The organism is Citricoccus muralis (genome assembly GCF_003386075.1).
GTDB lineage: Bacteria > Actinomycetota > Actinomycetes > Actinomycetales > Micrococcaceae > Citricoccus > Citricoccus muralis.
This window is the reverse complement of sequence record NZ_QREH01000001.1, coordinates 1,913,470-1,928,986: the sequence shown is the minus strand read 5'-3', so window position 1 is coordinate 1,928,986 and position 15,517 is coordinate 1,913,470. Positions and strand designations below refer to the sequence as shown.

18 protein-coding genes are annotated in these 15,517 nt (G+C 70.0%); 6 read left to right on the top strand and 12 right to left on the bottom strand.

Annotation, left to right across the window (positions count from 1 at the left end; translation table 11 throughout):
- Positions 1–24: 24 nt before the first annotated feature.
- On the bottom strand, positions 25–708 hold the full coding sequence (locus C8E99_RS08550; protein WP_115931937.1) for a winged helix-turn-helix transcriptional regulator: 684 nt from the start codon (positions 706–708) through the stop codon (positions 25–27).
- Between the two features lie 59 nt (positions 709–767).
- Between C8E99_RS08550 and C8E99_RS08545 the strand changes: the two genes are divergently transcribed.
- The 4 genes from C8E99_RS08545 to ygfZ all read left to right on the top strand — a co-directional run bounded on the left by C8E99_RS08545 (position 768) and on the right by ygfZ (position 3,936).
- On the top strand, positions 768–1,562 hold the full coding sequence (locus tag C8E99_RS08545) for a hypothetical protein (protein WP_115931936.1): 795 nt from the start codon (positions 768–770) through the stop codon (positions 1,560–1,562).
- Positions 1,563–1,580: 18 nt separating this feature from the next.
- Entirely contained in the window at positions 1,581–1,943 is a 363-nt protein-coding gene (locus tag C8E99_RS08540) for a hypothetical protein (protein WP_115931935.1), read from the top strand.
- A gap of 161 nt (positions 1,944–2,104) precedes the next feature.
- Entirely contained in the window at positions 2,105–2,755 is a 651-nt protein-coding gene (locus C8E99_RS08535) for a nitrobindin family protein (RefSeq protein WP_115931934.1), read from the top strand.
- A gap of 14 nt (positions 2,756–2,769) precedes the next feature.
- Positions 2,770–3,936, top strand: a complete 1,167-nt coding sequence (ygfZ, locus tag C8E99_RS08530; RefSeq protein WP_211309009.1) for a CAF17-like 4Fe-4S cluster assembly/insertion protein YgfZ — start codon at positions 2,770–2,772, stop codon at positions 3,934–3,936.
- 130 nt (positions 3,937–4,066) lie between these two features.
- Here ygfZ and C8E99_RS08525 read toward each other — a convergent pair whose 3' ends face one another.
- The 7 genes from C8E99_RS08525 to C8E99_RS08495 form a co-directional block, all read right to left on the bottom strand.
- On the bottom strand, positions 4,067–6,016 hold the full coding sequence (locus tag C8E99_RS08525) for an HNH endonuclease signature motif containing protein (protein WP_147301210.1): 1,950 nt from the start codon (positions 6,014–6,016) through the stop codon (positions 4,067–4,069).
- Positions 6,017–6,152: 136 nt separating this feature from the next.
- Positions 6,153–6,551, bottom strand: coding sequence for a VOC family protein (locus C8E99_RS08520; protein ID WP_115931932.1), 399 nt, complete (start codon positions 6,549–6,551; stop codon positions 6,153–6,155).
- 93 nt (positions 6,552–6,644) lie between these two features.
- On the bottom strand, positions 6,645–7,397 hold the full coding sequence (locus C8E99_RS08515) for a GNAT family N-acetyltransferase (protein ID WP_115931931.1): 753 nt from the start codon (positions 7,395–7,397) through the stop codon (positions 6,645–6,647).
- Positions 7,398–7,457: 60 nt separating this feature from the next.
- The gene (locus tag C8E99_RS08510) at positions 7,458–8,489 is read right to left on the bottom strand and encodes a 6-phosphofructokinase (RefSeq protein WP_115931930.1); all 1,032 of its coding nucleotides are present in this window, start codon (positions 8,487–8,489) and stop codon (positions 7,458–7,460) included.
- 20 nt (positions 8,490–8,509) lie between these two features.
- Positions 8,510–8,764, bottom strand: a complete 255-nt coding sequence (locus tag C8E99_RS08505; protein WP_115931929.1) for a PspC domain-containing protein — start codon at positions 8,762–8,764, stop codon at positions 8,510–8,512.
- A 60-nt stretch (positions 8,765–8,824) separates the two neighbouring features.
- Positions 8,825–9,181: a hypothetical protein gene (locus C8E99_RS08500; protein ID WP_115931928.1), complete on the bottom strand. Its 357-nt coding sequence runs from the start codon at positions 9,179–9,181 to the stop codon at positions 8,825–8,827.
- Positions 9,182–9,216: 35 nt separating this feature from the next.
- Positions 9,217–10,638, bottom strand: coding sequence for a PspC domain-containing protein (locus C8E99_RS08495; RefSeq protein ID WP_170144566.1), 1,422 nt, complete (start codon positions 10,636–10,638; stop codon positions 9,217–9,219).
- Positions 10,639–10,762: 124 nt separating this feature from the next.
- On the opposite strand from C8E99_RS08495, the gene C8E99_RS08490 reads away from it, so the two are divergent.
- Positions 10,763–12,031 (top strand): ATP-binding protein, encoded by a 1,269-nt coding sequence (locus C8E99_RS08490; RefSeq protein ID WP_115931926.1) that lies wholly within the window; start codon positions 10,763–10,765, stop codon positions 12,029–12,031.
- Complete coding sequence (locus C8E99_RS08485) at positions 12,028–12,675, top strand: response regulator (protein ID WP_115931925.1); 648 nt, start codon at positions 12,028–12,030, stop codon at positions 12,673–12,675. Before C8E99_RS08490 ends, C8E99_RS08485 begins: the two co-directional genes overlap by 4 nt.
- An 8-nt stretch (positions 12,676–12,683) precedes the next feature.
- Here C8E99_RS08485 and C8E99_RS08480 read toward each other — a convergent pair whose 3' ends face one another.
- From C8E99_RS08480 to C8E99_RS08465, 4 genes are read right to left on the bottom strand one after another with little or no spacing between them, the layout of a single operon-like run.
- Complete coding sequence (locus C8E99_RS08480) at positions 12,684–13,313, bottom strand: ATP-binding cassette domain-containing protein (RefSeq protein WP_115931924.1); 630 nt, start codon at positions 13,311–13,313, stop codon at positions 12,684–12,686.
- The gene (locus tag C8E99_RS08475; protein ID WP_245952193.1) at positions 13,310–14,155 is read right to left on the bottom strand and encodes an ABC transporter permease; all 846 of its coding nucleotides are present in this window, start codon (positions 14,153–14,155) and stop codon (positions 13,310–13,312) included. The genes C8E99_RS08480 and C8E99_RS08475 overlap by 4 nt, the downstream gene beginning before the upstream one ends.
- A gap of 44 nt (positions 14,156–14,199) precedes the next feature.
- A complete protein-coding gene (gene modA / locus C8E99_RS08470) occupies positions 14,200–14,982 on the bottom strand; it encodes a molybdate ABC transporter substrate-binding protein (RefSeq protein ID WP_245952191.1) in 783 nt (260 codons plus the stop codon).
- Positions 14,983–15,029: 47 nt separating this feature from the next.
- On the bottom strand, positions 15,030–15,479 hold the full coding sequence (locus C8E99_RS08465; RefSeq protein WP_115931921.1) for a TOBE domain-containing protein: 450 nt from the start codon (positions 15,477–15,479) through the stop codon (positions 15,030–15,032).
- Positions 15,480–15,517: the final 38 nt, after the last annotated feature.

Here is a 15,517-nt window from a genome sequence, read left to right as displayed (position 1 = left end):
GTTCAACCCTAGTCGTTGTGCGGGTTATTCTCCCGGGGCGTCGCGCGGGACGAAGCGGTATCCCACGTTGCGCACGGTACCGATCAGCTGCTCCTGGTCCGGGCCCAGCTTGGCGCGCAGCCGGCGCACGTGGACGTCCACCGTGCGCGTGCCGCCGAAGTAGTCGTAGCCCCACACCTCGTGGAGCAGCTGTTCGCGCGTGAAGACCCGGCCCGGGTGCTGCACGAGATGCTTGAGCAGCTCGAACTCCTTGAAGGTGAGGTTCATCGGCACGCCGTTGACCTGGGCGGTGTACGTGGTGGCATCCACGAAGATGCCGGAGGCGCGGATTGGCTGGTCGGAGCCCGGGCCGTCACCGGGTGCGGGGAGGGTGGCCAACCGCAGCCGGGCCGTCACCTCGGCCGGGCCCGCCGTGTCCAGCAGGAAGTCACGGGCGCCCCACGCGGGGGAGAAGCCCGCCAGGCCGCCCTCGGTCAGCACCGGGAGCAGCGGCAGCCCGGGGGAGGCGGTCGAGAGGGCCCGGCACAGGTTGCGGGCGCCGGTCAGGTCTCGGCGGGCATCCACCAGGACGACGTCGGCCTCGGGGTGGCGCAGCAACACCTCGGCCCGCGGTGGGCCGGCGACGGTGCGGTGGTCCAGGAAGGCGAGAGCCTCGAGAATCGATTCGGGTTCGGCGGACGCTCCGGAGAGCAACAGCAACAGGGCCAAGGTGGACTCCTCTCCGGGTCAGGACGATTATACGGATTGGACAATGGCAGGATGGACGCGTGAAGCATCCACTGTTGGCCGCCGCCGCCGCGATCACCGCCGTGCTCGTGGGAGCCGCCTGCCTCGGCGGACCGTGGTTCACGGTCGCCATCGCCGCGGTTCTGGTCATCGCGGCTGCCCTAGGCTGGCCCCAACTGCTCGGTGCGCCGGCCCGGAAATCCCTCACTGCGGTGCTCGGCGTGTCCGGGTTGGCGGCCGTCGGCGCCGTGTCGCTGTGGCCCGGCCAGGGTCCCGGAGAGGGCCCCACCGCCTTCGGCGCATCCCTGATCGAACCCATCGCCGTCTGCGTGGCGCTGGGCGTGGTGGCCGCCTTCATGGTCCAGCTCTTCCGCGGCTCCGGCAGCCCCCAGCGGCTGGAGTCCACGGCCGGCACCATCACCGGCGTGGCCGTCGTCTGCGCCGGCGCCGGGTGGGTCGCCCTCGCCCGGTACGACGCCGGCCCGCTCGCCGTCTCCGTGGGCCTCTCCCTGGCGCTCGCGGCCCTGGCCGGATTGGTGCCGTTCCCCGGCCGGAGCGGCCGCGGGCTGGCCGCTGGGCTGTCCCTGGTGCTGGCCGGCGTCGTCCCCGTGGTGTTGGAGCCGCTGTGGCCGGCCTCTTGGGGCGCGCTGTCCTTGCCCGCCTCCGTGGTGGCCGGGCTGTTGGGCGGGCTGGTGCTCGTCCTGACCGGACGCACCGCCCCGGACCGCGGGCTGGGCAGGCCGCTGGGGCGCCGTGCCGCGGTGGCCCTGGGGGTGGCGCCCGTGGCGGTCGTGGGGCTGCTGACCTATTTTGTGTTCAGGATCATGCCGGTCTGACCGGCGGGAGGAGAAAACATGTCTGAGGAAACCGCGTCTGAGGAAATGGCCGCAGCGAACTACACGGTGGCGTTGGAAGAGGGCGGTGACGACGCCTTCGAGCGGGTCTTCCGCTTCGTCGGCGGCGTGCTGACCCAGGTCCTGGGAGGCTCCGGGGCGGACGTCGTCGGCGTCTCCGTGGTGGTGCGCCGGCGCAGCGACGAGGAGGAGGTCCTGCGGATCGACGCCGTGGACCAGCAGGACGGGGACCAGATCCTGCAGGCGATCCAGCGGGATCTGGACACCTACCCCTCGGACGAATTCGTTACCTTCTGGCTCGAACAGGTCCAGCACGGACGCCATGTGGCAGGCCGGGACGCGGACGGCACGCGCCTCGAGTAATCCCGCACGCGGGGGCCACCGGTCTGGAGTAGGATCGGGGCATGTCCCTTCTTGCACTCGAGGTCTTCTTCACCGTTCTTCTCGTCATCGCCGGACTGGCCATGGCCGCGTTCGCCGTGCTCGTGGTCTCCGGCCTGTACAAGGGCCAGCGCTGAGCCTTCGTGCCCACTGAACTGCCTTTTGACCTGACCCCGGAGCTCGCTCCGCTGTCCTGGCTCATCGGCGCGTGGGAGGGGCAGGGTCGGCTCGGTTCCGGCGACGACGGCACCGAGATCTTCTATCAGCGGGTCGACTTCACCGACCATCGCCTGCCGTTCATCGAATACCGTGCCGAGTCCTGGCTGAGCGAGGCGGACGGCACCCTGCTGCGGCCGCTGACCGTGGAGAACGGCTTCTGGTCGCTGGACCGAGACCGCCGCGATGGCGACGTGGGACCCGGGATGAGTCCCGGGGACGTGGTCCCGGTCCTCCGGTCCGCTGATGACGTGGAGGCCTTCCGTCGTGAGGACGGATCCTTCCCGATCACCGCGCAGATCTCCCACCCCGGTTCCCTGACCGAGCTCTACTACGGTGTCATCAAGGGCCCGCAGCTGCAGTTGAAGACCGACTCCGTGCTGCGCGGTTCGGCGGCCGGCCCCTATGAGGGTGGCTCCCGGATCATGGGCCTGGTCAACGGTCAGTTGTTCTGGCGTTGGGACGCCACCCACCACGCCGGTGCCGGTGAAGAACCGCACGCGTCGGCCATCCTGGACCGGATGCCCGATCCCACCCAGGGGCGCCTGGCTCCCGGCGCGCCCCGCACCTCGAACTGAGATTGAGGCCCCGCATGTTGTCAATTCCTGGAGCAGTGGCCGGCAACGGCCCCGACGCCTCCGTGGCCGCCCATTACGGCCAGCCCACCGCTGAGCAGCGGGCCCTGGATGCCGGCACTGCCGTCGTCGACCTCTCCCACCGTGGCGTCGTGACTGTCTCCGGTCCGGACCGCCTGACCTGGTTGAACGTGCTGACCAGCCAGAAGCTCGACCGATTGGCACCGGGGACCTCCACGGAGACTCTTTTCCTGGACGTCCAGGGCCGCATCGAATTCGACTGCCACCTCGTGGACGACGGCGAGACCACCTGGCTCACCGTCGAGCCCGGGGAGAATGCCGGCCTGGCCGACTGGCTGCAGAAGATGAAGTTCGCCTCCCGCGTGGAGATCGCGGACCGCACCGGCGAGATCGCCGCTGTGGGGTCCACCGCCGCTATCCCCGGATGGGACGAGCGGGAGGACATCGCCCGCTGGGAGGACCCGTGGCCGCGCATCGGCGAGGGCGGCTTCCCCTACACCGATGACCCGGATCCTGCCCAGCACCCTGCCGCGGACTGGTCCTGGAATGAGTACCTGGTGCCGGTGTCGTTGCTGGAAGACCTGGCTGATCCATCGAGTCGTGCATCCCCGAGTGAGGACGCCGCCCTGCCGGAGGGCTGGAGCTTTGCCGGGACGATGGCCTCCGAGGCATTGCGCATCGCCGCCCTGCGGCCGCGGCATGGGATGGACACCGATGAGCGCACGATCCCGCACGAGATCGATCTGGTCCGCACCGCCGTGCACCTCGAGAAGGGGTGCTACAAGGGCCAGGAGACGATTGCCCGCGTGCACAACCTGGGGCGTCCTCCCCGTCGGCTGACCTTCCTGCAACTTGACGGTTCCGGCCACACCTTGCCCGCTCCTGGTTCTGACGTCATCGTGCGTCCGGAATCCGAGGCGGAGGCCGCCACCGCTCGATCAGCGGGCACCGTCACCTCGGTGGCCCAGCACCATGAGATGGGCCCGATCGCCTTGGCCATCCTCAAGCGCAACACCGACCCCACCGCCGAGCTCCTGCTCCGCGACGGCAATGCCGAGGACGGGTGGTCCTTCACAGCAGCCACCCAGGAGACCGTGGTCTCTCCGCAGGCCGGCCAGGTCGTCGGGCGCCAGTCCGGGTTCATCCGCAAGGGTGCCCGCTGAGCGGGTCGAGCCCCAGCTAGCCCCACCCCAGTTGGTCCAGCCCTGTCCAGCACTACCTCAGCCGGTCCAGCCTCGGTTGGTCCCGCCCCAGTTGGCCCCGCCTCAACCGACCTCGGCATAGTCGGTCCACTTAGGCGGCCCTCGCGTACTCCACCCGTGTTCCGGGCCGCATCCTCGGCCTCATATGGTCAACGGTTCTGATGTGCTCATGGGTTCGATGGCCTTCGAGATCTCTGCGCCGGCCTGCTGCGAGGGACGGAGTGGGTGCCGGCAATCTCACCGTCACGGGCGAATCTGTGGAGCAGGCCGGATCCCTTGATCCGCGCCGACGTCCAGCAGGGCCAGCGTCGACCCCAATGCCGGCGCCAACTCCAGCGCCAACTCCCATGCCAATTTCAACTCCAATGTCAGTGACAGGGTTGGGCCCCAGGGTGGAGACAGCGGTGATGGCAGGTGCGGATGCGTTCGGCGATGCGGACGAATCCAGGGCGGATGCGTTGGGTGGTGCCGAGAGGGGCCGGGACCGACTGGAATAGCGGTGTCCCGTTGGGGTCGTGATCTCGAGTTTGTTCGGGGATGCTCGATGAGACCATCCAGGGTGTTCCTTGGTGTAGTTGCAGCGAGCGCAGAGGCCGGAACCGTTGCCGTAACTGGTGGGGCCGCCCTGGCGATGAGGCGTGGCATGGTCGATATGCCGGATGGGCGCCCCGCAGTACGGCGTGCGGCAGATATTGTCCCGCAGAACGATCATGCGCCGTAGTTTTCCGGAGAACTCACGACGCTGCGAGTCCATGGCCACGAGTTGTCCGGTCTCGGGTGATGTGTAGAGCCGGCGCAGGAATACCCGGGCCTCAGAGATCTCGGCAGTTTCGGCAGTCTTGGCGGCCTCGGAGTATGCGGATGGTCCAGCGGCGCCGGATGCTCCGGTGCCGGCGAGTAGTTTCCGGGCGACGGCGGCCGGGAGGGGGCCGTGGCCGGGGATCCACGCGGGCTCGTTGTCACCGGCGAACAGTGCGGCGTCAGTCATGATGAGCTGGACCTCCACCGGGGAGGCCTCGCCCTTGCTGCGGCCGGTGAGACGTTCGACCATGACGTCGGTGAGGACCTGCTGGGGGCTGCGCCCCTCGGCTTCCCCGAAGGCCACTTCCGTCCCTGCCTGGTCGGTCAGGGCCTGATAGCAGGCAGCGGCTTCCAGCGCGGGCAGGAGGGCCGTCAGATAGGCCATGCCGTTCTCAGCGGGCTTGAGGTTCACATGCCGGGTGGCCACGGCTTGGTCGTACTGCTCCGCTGCCGCTTCCGGATCTGTGCGATGGGCCAACGCCTGGGTTTCCAGTAGGAGATCGCGAATCCCCAACTCGGGGAGCCGGTCCGCCAGCGTGGAATCGACGCTCCGGCGGGCCTGTTCGGGGAGCCAATGGGTGTGCCGTTCCACCGTGGCTGCATGTTCCTCGCTGATCTGGCCGCATTGCAGGGCGGAGAGGGTGTTCGTCAAATCTCCGGTGAAGTGGAGGGCCTGGCGCAGCTGGATGCTGCCACGCTGTTGGCTCACGCGGCGGGCCAGCGCAATCTCAGACCCCAGTCCGCGCCCGCGCTGGGACTCCGGGATACCGCGAGCAGCTTCCTCGCGGTGTCGGTGTTGGTGGAGGGCCGCCGTCTCGCGGGCCTGAGCCGCAGCGCAGGCGGCCTTGAGGTCCTCCAACGCGCGGATCCGGGTGATGGCCTCGGCCTCGCGTGCCACGGCTGCCAGTTCCGCCTCGCTCGGACCGAAGCGAGGCTTGGGAGCGCGCGCTGCATCGCGGGCGGCGGGGGCGGCGGTGGAGACCGGGGAGGCCGTGGAGGCGGCATCGGAATCATGGTCAGAGGAGCCAGGGCCGGAGACATCAAGGCTGGTGGATATCGTGGCGGCGGGAATCATGCCGGCGAGGGACGCGCGAAGGGCGATTAACGCCCGGGCGTCCTCCGGTGTGGGGATCGCCGGCAACTCGACTGGTGGGTCGAGAGGTGGGTCGACTGGCGGGCGGGCATCGGCGTGCCCGGAGGTGGCTCCTGGAATGGGTTCGCGCTTCGCCGATTCGAACATGTGTACTATTCTATGGGTGATGACGGACACGATAAAGAGGCGTGGTCCCAGTTGGGGATAAGTTGCTTCCCGGCTTCCCGGCTTCCCGGCTTCCCGGCTTCCCGCTCGCGGTGGAGGACCCGATCCCGCTGGTCGGCTACTCGTCCCGGGCGGACAGCACGCAGAATTCATTGCCGTCCGGATCGGCGAGGACGGTCCAGGTGGCGTCCTCCGGTTCGCCGACGTCGATGAGGGTGGCCCCCAGCGTCACCAGACGGTGGATCTCCGCTTCCCGGTCGTCCGAGGTGTGGGGCGCGAAATCCCAGTGCAGGCGGTTCTTGCCGGACTTCTGGTGCTCCACCGGGACGAAGACCATGCCCGGCGGAACGCGGTGGAACGGCAACGAGTCCGAGAGTTCGGCCGACCAGCGGGGGATCACGACGGACTCGAGATCGGATTCATAGGCGATCTCCCAGTCGAGCGCCGTCGCCCACCACCGCGCCAGGGCCCGGTGATCCGTTGATTCCACCACTGTCGAATACCATCTCAGGGACATGCCAACAGGGTAGGGCTGGCCTCGGCTGAGTGACCAGCACCGACTGGCTGAGCAGCACCGACAGGCTGAGCAGTCCCGCTGGCTGAGCAGCACCTACTGGTTGAACAGCACCGTCGTCTGCGAGCCGGCGAGTTCGAATCCCAGCGAGGCTGCCACCCGTTGCGCGCCGGTGTTGCCGAGGGCGGCCCGCCACTGGGGAATGAGCCCCTCGGTGAAGGCCTCCTCCATGGCGATTGCCCCCGCGTAGGCGCCGAGCCCCTTGAGGCGGACGTCGGGCCGGACGAGGACGCCGAGGTGGCCGATGAGGCCCTGCCATTCCTCGTACCCGGCACCCGCCACCGGCTGGCCGGTCGGGGTGCCCGCGCCGTCGTCGGGAATGAGGGTGAAGGTGGAGTCCAGGGCGGACAGGCCCACCTCGGTGACGTCATCCGCAGGGCATTGGGCCTCGAGTTCTCGGGCATCGGAGGCCTCGTAGGACACCGAGACGGAGGAGGAGCGGGCGATGTCCGGGATGTCCTCGGCGTAGTAGAGCACCCACTCGCCGAGGGAGCGGGCGGAGTGACCGGCACCCAGCCGGATCATGGTGGACTCCAGGGCGAGTTCCTCGTCGTGCAGGCCACGTGCGGCCTCCAGCAGCCAGGCCGGTCCGTACAGCACGGAGGACCCGTACAGCCGGACGAACGTGGCGATCTGGTCGTCCTCGCCCGGCTGCGAGTCGGCATCGATCGGCACCTCGATCCGGCGCCCACCGGTGGCTGAAGCGGCAGCGAAGGCGCCGTCGTCCAGCCCCAGGATCCGGGACCAGGCCAACTCGATGATCTGGCGGGTGTGGGCGTTGACGGGCATGCCCTCCACGCTACCCCGCAGGGTCCCGTTCACAGCCCGGGCACGACGCCGGCCCGCCGGCTACCGGCCGAACAGCACCTTGGCCTCGTCGTAACGGTGCTGGGGGACCTCCTTGAGGCCGTCCAGGGCGGCGCCCAGGGACACCTGGACGATCTCGGTGCCGTCGAGGGCGACCATCTGGCCGAACCGGCCCTGCGCCACCAGGTCGATGGCACCCATGCCGAAGCGGGTCGCGAGGACGCGGTCGAACCCGGTGGGGGCGCCGCCGCGTTGGATGTGCCCCAGGACGGTGCTGCGGGTCTCGATGCCGGACATCTCCTCGATCTGCTGCGTGACCCACTCGCCGATCCCGCCCAGCCGCGCGCGCCCCGAGGCGTCCGCGCCGGCCTCGGACAGGGGGTCGTCGTGGCCCTCGGGGATGAAGCCCTCGGCCACCACCACGAGCGGTGACCGCCCACGGTCGTGCACTTGCTTCACCCATTCGCAGACCTGCTCCATGGAGGTGCGCTGTTCCGGGATGAGGATCGCGTGCGCGCCGGCGGACATGCCCGAGTGCAGGGCGATCCAGCCGACATGACGGCCCATGACCTCGGCGACCATGCAGCGGTGGTGGGACTCGCCCGTGGTGCGCAGCCGGTCCATGGCATCGGTGGCGATGGAGACCGCGGTGTCGAATCCGAAGGTGTAGTCCGTGGCCTTGAGGTCGTTGTCGATGGTCTTCGGCACGCCGACCAGGGGCACGCCGTCGTCGGACAACCGCTTCGCGCCGGCCAGTGTGCCCTCGCCTCCGATGGCGACCACCGCGTCCAGGCCCAGCTCGGTCATCCGCGCCTTGATGTTCTCCGGCCCGCCGCCTGGGTGGTCGTACGGGTGGGTGCGGGAGGTGCCGAGGATGGTGCCGCCCGTCCGTGCCAGGCCGCGGACCCGCTGGCGGGGCAGGTCCTCGACGTTCCCCTCGATCAGGCCGCGCCAGCCATCCCGGATGCCGACCAGTTCGTAGTCGTAGGACTTGATCCCGTGCAGGACTGCCGAACGGATGACGGCGTTGAGTCCGGGGCAGTCCCCGCCGCTGGTGAGGAGGCCGACGCGCATGTGGTGCCTTTCTGGAGGGGCTAGAGGGGGCGCTGCGTTCCGGGGAACACGCGCTCCAACGGAATCGTGTTGTCCTGCCACGGCAGCAGCACCCAGGCCACCACGTAGGTGAAGAGGCCGATGCCCGGCAGGAGGAAGCCGATGAGGACAACGATCCTGACCAGCGTAGGGTCCCAGCCGAATTTTGCCGAGATCCCGCCGGCAATGCCGCCGACCCACCGCTTCGGGCCGCGGCGGAAGGGGATGCTCCTCAGGGAACGGTAGAAGGTGTCCATGGTGCTCCTCGATGCGTTTGTTTGTGTGGTGGGTTGTGTGTAGGGGTGAGTGTGGGTGGACTAGGAGGACTTGCTGCGGGCCGCGCCGGCGATGCCGCCGGCCACCAGGGCCACGCCGCCGACCACGGCCAGGCCGATCATCACCAGAACCGGGTCGAGGTTCCAGTCAAGCACGGTCACGGACAGTGACCACAGGGCCAGCAGCAGGGCAATCACACCCCAGACCAGGGTTCCGGTGCGGAGCGCGGATTTCTCCGGCCCGACGTCGGCCGGCTGGGTCTCGCTGTCCGTGCGGTGGGCGGCGTAGTCCCGGTCGTGGACGGTGCCGCGCGTGATCTCGTCCTCGAGGGCCTGGTCCTCGTCGCGGGTGAGGTTGTGGGTGGGGTCATGGGAGAAATCGTGGGGATGGGTGCTCATGTCATTCACTCCTGGGCAGTCTCAGTTGATCGACGTCAGTTCTGGGTGGTGCTGGTCGTGGTCGGGGCCTCGGCGCGCACGTTCAGGGTGGAGAAGGAGACATCCGCCTCCACCACGATCTGCTCGTCCCCGGGGGCGTCCACCACCTGGAGGCGGCCGGCGTCGTCGGTCCCGACGGAGGGAGCGTTGACGCTGCCGAAGGAACTGTCCGCGTCCAGGAAGACGTCCACGTTGTTCGGGACCACGAGGTCGGCCGTGGAGAAGCTCAGGCTCACGTCCACCGGGGTGGCTTCGGCGGCGCTGGCTCCCGTGAGCTGGCGCAGGTCGATGGTGCCCTCGCCGAAGCTCAGGTCGTATCCCTCGGTGACGTTGCCGGTGACCACGCCGCCGTCCCAATTGCCGGTGTCCGTCCAGTTCGTGCCCCAGGGGCCGTCCTGGACGTAGGCGCTGGCGGTTGCGCCCACCACGGGGATCGCGAGGATCGCGGTGGTGACCGTCAGTCCGCCCCCGCCGCGGCCAGCGATGGCCCCGGCAATGACACCGATCGCCATGACGGCCAGCACCGTGGCCAGGCTGGCAGCCCAGATGACGGGCCAGGAGGCCGTGAAGACGTCGAGATAGCGCAGCAGCGAGACCGCGGCGCCGGCCAGCACCGCCAGCCCGACGACGACCAGCTGGGTCGCGCCGGACAGCGACGGCGGGGTGCGGTCGACCGGGGGAATCTGGTCGGCACCTCGGTAGTTCGGCTGGTGGGGGTACGAGGCGGTGGCGCTCATGGGTTCGGGTCCTTCCGAGGAACGGGGGGCAGTGTAAGCACTGCTGGCGGCGGGGGTTGAGTACCAACCGGTATCCGTGGGAGCCACGTAGAGGGGCTCGGTGGTTTGGGCGCCGGTTTGGGCGCCGGGCTGATCGGTGGGCTGGCTTTCGGAGTAGGCGCCCAGCACGTTTCCGGACTGGGAAGGTTCCGAGCCGGCGGCCGGGTCGGTGCCGGACGGAAGCTCCCGGGGCCGGCCGCGCTCGCCGTTCTTGGATAGCACCAACCAAACGAAGAAGCCGATGATGCCCAGGCCGATCACGCTGCCGAAGCTCCAGAAGCCGTCACTCCGGCCGAGGGAGCCGGGCCAGTTGAAGAGGTTGCCGATGCCGAGCACGGTGAAGACGAGCGCACCGGTCATGCCGGCGGTCCACCGTCCCTGGCCAGCCTCTCGGGAGTGGACGCGGCCGTCCGGCTCGGGGAGGAACATCCAGGCGAGGCCGTAGAACAACACGGTCAGTCCGGAGGTGAGCAGGGTCAGGACCACGAACAGGGCGCGGCCCAGGGTGCGGTCCATACCGATGCGGTCGGCCAGGCCTGCGACGACGCCACCCATCCAGCGTTGGGGGGAGCGCACGGTGTGCAGCGAATCGATCCAGGTGTAGAAGCCGCTGGTGCTGCCGGGGGCGGGGTTCTCGTTCATGTCTCCATCGTCCCGTCTGCAGGTCCCGGGCGGTATCCGGGGAGCCCCTGATCGGACCCGGAGAACCCCCGGATCTACGTCCGTAGCGCCACCCGGATGCCGCCGACTGAGGCAGGATGGAGCCATGACCACTGTCCTCACCCGCCCCCGGGAGCACCGGGCCATCGCCGGCGTCTGCGCCGGTCTGGCCCGTTATCTCGATCTGCCCGTGGCCTGGGTGCGGGTCGGCGTCGTGGCCCTGGCGCTGCTCAGCGGGGTCGGCGTGGTGTTCTACGCCTGGTTGTGGATCTTCGTCCCGGATGAGCAGGAGGCCGTCGTCGGGGCCGCCGAAGCCGTGCGCGGGGCCGTTGAGCAGACCCGGACGTGGGCCCTCGGCGACCGGCTCGGCGACCGGCTCGGCAGTTCGGCCGGCCGCGGCTGGCAGGTCATCGTCGGCATCGTGCTCCTCGTGCTGGCCGCGGCCCTCACCCTGCAGATGATCGGGATCCGGCTGAACTGGGGCTTGATCGGGCCGGCCGCCGTCGTGCTCCTCGGAGTGGCGCTGGCCTGGCTGCAGCTCGACTCCCTCCGGGGCGATGCCACGGACCGGGCCGGGAGGACCCACCGCGTCACGTCCCTCGTGCTCGGTCTGCTGCTGGTCATGGCCGGCATCCTGGCGCTCGCCGCGGGCCTCGTCGGTGCCCAGGACATGTGGCTGGGTCTCGTCGTCGCCATCGTCATCCTGGCCGGCGTCGTGCTCGTGGCCGCTCCGTGGGTGATCAAGCTGTGGCGGGACGCCGCCGCGAAGTCGTCCGCGCTCGCCGTCCAGACCGAACGCGCGGAGATCGCCGCGCACCTGCACGACTCCGTGCTCCAGACCTTGGCGCTGATCCAGAAGAACGCGGACGACTCCGCCATGGTCGCCCGGCTGGCCCGTGCCCAGGAGCGAGACCTGCGCCAGTACCTCTACGCCGACCCGACCCGTCCTGACGGCAGCCTGACGGACCGGCTGCAGGATCTGGCGGCCGCCATCGAGGACAACCACGGCCAGCCGATCGAGGTCGTCACGGTCGGCGTGGCCACCGGGCCCTGGCTCGACCCGCTGCTGCAGGCCTCCCGGGAGGCCATGCTCAACGCGGTGCGCCACGCGGGGCCGGCGCGCGTCTACGCCGAGGCCGGCCCGGCCGCCGTCGAGATCTTCGTCAAGGACCGGGGCGAGGGCTTCGACCTGGACGCCATCCCGCAGGACCGCCTCGGCATCCGCGAATCCGTGATCGGCCGCATGGAGCGCGCCGGCGGTACGGCCACGATCTCCACCGGCGCGGGCGGCACGGAGGTCCGCCTGCACCTGCCGGTGCCCGAGCACGCAACGGAACATGCAACAGGACATGCATCAGAAGGGGCAACACCATGACCACACGCGTTGTCATCGTCGACGACCACGCCATCTTCCGCACCGGTCTGAAGGCCGATCTGGATCCGGCGGACATCGCGGTGGTGGGGGAGGCTGGTGACGTCGACTCGGCCATCCGGATCATCCACGAACTCGAGCCGGAGGTGGTGCTGCTGGACGTGCACCTGCCCGGTGGCAAGGGCGGTGGTGGGGCCGAGGTCGCGGCGTCCTGTCAGGACCTGGCCCCCGAGGTGAGGTTCCTGGCGATCTCCGTGTCCGATGCCGCCGAGGACGTGGTCTCCGTCATCCGCGCCGGCGCCCGCGGCTACGTCACCAAGACCATCTCCGGGGCCGAGGTGTCCGCGGCCGTGCAGCGGGTGGCCGGCGGCGACGCCGTGTTCTCGCCCCGGCTGGCCGGCTTCGTCCTGGACGCCTTCGGCACCGCGGACGTGGCCGTGCGGGACGAGGAGCTCGACCTGCTCTCGGCCCGCGAGCTCGAGGTCATGCGGCTGATCGCCCGCGGCTACACCTACCGCGAGGCCGCGAAGGACCTCTTCATCTCTGTGCGCACCATCGAGACCCATGTGTCCAATGTGCTGCGCAAGCTCCAGCTCTCCAACCGCCATGAGCTCACGCGTTGGGCGGGGGAGCGGGGGCTGTTGTAGACCCGGTTCTAGATTCGGTGCACCACATCCGCCAGCGCCACCACGTCCGCCTCATGGTGCGTGACGAGCACCGTGGTGCGCCCGGTCAGGACCTCGGCCAGCAGCTCGCGGATCTGCGGGACCACCTGGGCGTCCAGGGCGGACAGCGGCTCATCCAGCAGCACCAGCTCCGGCCCCGAGGCCAGCACCCGGGCGATCGCCGTGCGTTGCGCCTGGCCGCCGGACATCTCCCCGGGCCGGCGGGAGGCCAGCTGCCCCACGCCCACCCGCTCGAGCCAGTCCCGGGCCGCGTTCCGTCGGTTCCTCCGGCCCACGACGCCGGCCCTGACCAGCCCGAAGGCGACGTTCGCCTCGGCCGTGAGGTGGGGGAAGAGCAGGGGGTCCTGCGTCAGGTAGCCGACGTTCCGGCGTCGCGCCGGGGTCCAGGTGTCTCGGCTGTCGGTGACGTCGAAGAGAGTCCTGTCCCCGAGCCGGGCATGCCCGGTCTCCGGCCGCAGCCAGCCGGCGAGGGCGGACAGCAGAGTGGACTTGCCGGAGCCGTTGGGCCCGGTCAGGGCCAAGGTCTGGCCCTCGTCCACGGTGAGGGCGAGGTCGACCCCGCGTTCGGGGACGACCACGCGGCAGTCCAGGCCGGTCATGCCTCTGCGCCCGTCCGCCGGCCGTATCGGCGTCCATCCCGGCGCCCATCCCGCCGTCCATCCCGCCGTCCATAGGCCACGGTGATGACCACGAGGGCGACCACCACGAGCACGAGGGAGAGGGCGACGGCGGCCTCCGGATCGGTCTCGCGCTCGAGGTAGACCTGCAGTGGCAGGGTGCGCGTGGTGCCCTGCAGGGAGCCGGCGAAGGTGATCGTCGCCCCGAACTCGCCCAGGGCGCGGGCGAAGGTCAGCACCAGTCCGGCGACGAGCCCGGGCACCAGGAGTGGCAGCGTCACGGTGAGGAACGTGCGCAGCGGGGAGGCTCCCAGGGATAGCGCGGTGCGCTCATGGGCCTCACCGCGGGTCAGCAGGGCGCCCTCCAGGGCCACCACCAGGAACGGCAGGGACACGAAGACCTGTGCCATGACCACGGCCGCTGACGTGAACGCGATCTCGATCCCGAGCAGTTGCAGGTGCTCGCCGATCAGTCCGCGCCGACCGAACGCCTCGGTCAGCGCGATCCCGCCGACCACGGGCGGGACCACCAGCGGCAGCAGCACCAGGGACCGGGCGAAGCTGCGGCCCGGGAAGTCCAGCCGGGTGAGCACGAGGGCCAGCGGGGTGCCGATCACCAGGCAGATCGCGGTGGCCGTCAGCGCGGTCCGCAGGGAGAGCCCGAGGGCGTCCAGGGCGGAGGGTGAGGTGAGCAGTTCGGGCAGCCGGGTGAGGTCCACGCCGGCCACCAGGGCGACGAACGGCACCAGGAGCACAGCCGCGCCCAGGATCCCGACGACGGCGAGCCCGGCCGGCGGGTGGACCCGCACCTCTCTGCCCCGCACCAACCGGCCCCGCGCCCACCGTGACGCGCGCCTCGGACGCGCCGTCACGGAGCGCCGAACCCGTCGGCCTCGAGCACCGACTGGCCGTCCTCGGAGAGCACGTAGTCGACGAAGCGCTGGGCCAGTTCAGGGTGCTCCGGGCCGTTCTCCGCGGCAGCGTCCAGCACGGTGATGGGGTAGGTGTTCACAGCGGAGTCGGCGTTCTCGAGCTCGATGGCGTTCACCGTGCCACCCGCTGTCTCACCGGCACCACCACCGGCACTCAGCGCGTCCGTGACGTAGACCAGGCCGGCGTCGGCCTCGCCGGAGGCGACCTTGCCGAGCACGTCGGTGACGCTGGCCTCCTCGCTGACGGGGGAGAGTTCCACGCCGGCGTCCGCCGCCACGTCGAGGGCAGCGCGGCCGCACGGGACCTGGGGGGCGCAGACCACGAGCTTCACGCCCTCGGCCGCCGCGTCCTCAAGGGAGGCGATGTCGGGGGCATCGGCCCGGGTGTCGGCGGGGGTGACCAGCGTGAGGACGTTGGTGGCGAACGGTTTCGGCTCCCCGGAGTTCTCGCCGGCCGCCACGACCGTGTCCATGTTCGGCTCGTCAGCCGAGGCGAAGACGTCGGCGGGGGCGCCGGCCAGGATCTGCTCCGCGAGGGAGGACGAGCCGGCGACGTTGTATTCGACCTCGACCCCCGGGTTCTCCTGCTCGAAGCCGTCCGCCAGTTCCTCGAAGGAGTCGCCGAGGGACGCTGCCGCGAAGACGGTGAGGGTGGTGGCGGGTTCCGCGGCGCCATCGGAGAGCGCGCTGCAGCCGGCCAGGACGACACTGGATCCCACGATGAGGCCAAGGGCGCGGCTTGAGTTGCGTCCGGTACGGCCCCGCATCAGCCGTCCGCCCGTTCTGTTCGTTCTGGTCGTTCCGTGGGTTCCGCGCGTTCCATGCGTTCCACGATGACGGTGGTTGCCTTCACGACGGCCATGGCGGGCATGCCGGGCTCGAGACCGAGCTCCCGGGCCGCCTCCGCGCTCATGAGTGAGACCACCCGGAAGGGGCCGCACTGCAGCTCCACCTGGGCCATGACGGTGTCCATGACCACGTCCGTCACCAGCCCGTGGAAGCGGTTGCGCGCCGAGGAGGGGACGCCGTCGTCACCGGAGCTGTTGAGGGTGTTGTTGCCGTCCTTGACCAGCTGGGCCACCTCGACACCATCGACGGCGGCCCGGCCGGTTCCGTCCGTGTGGGCGCTGAGCCGGCCGGAGGCGACCCATCGGCGGACGGAGTCATCACTCACGCCGAGGAAGCGGGCAGCCTCAGAGATCCGCAGAAGCGTCATGAATGACACCCTATGCGACGCAACTGCGGATCGATACC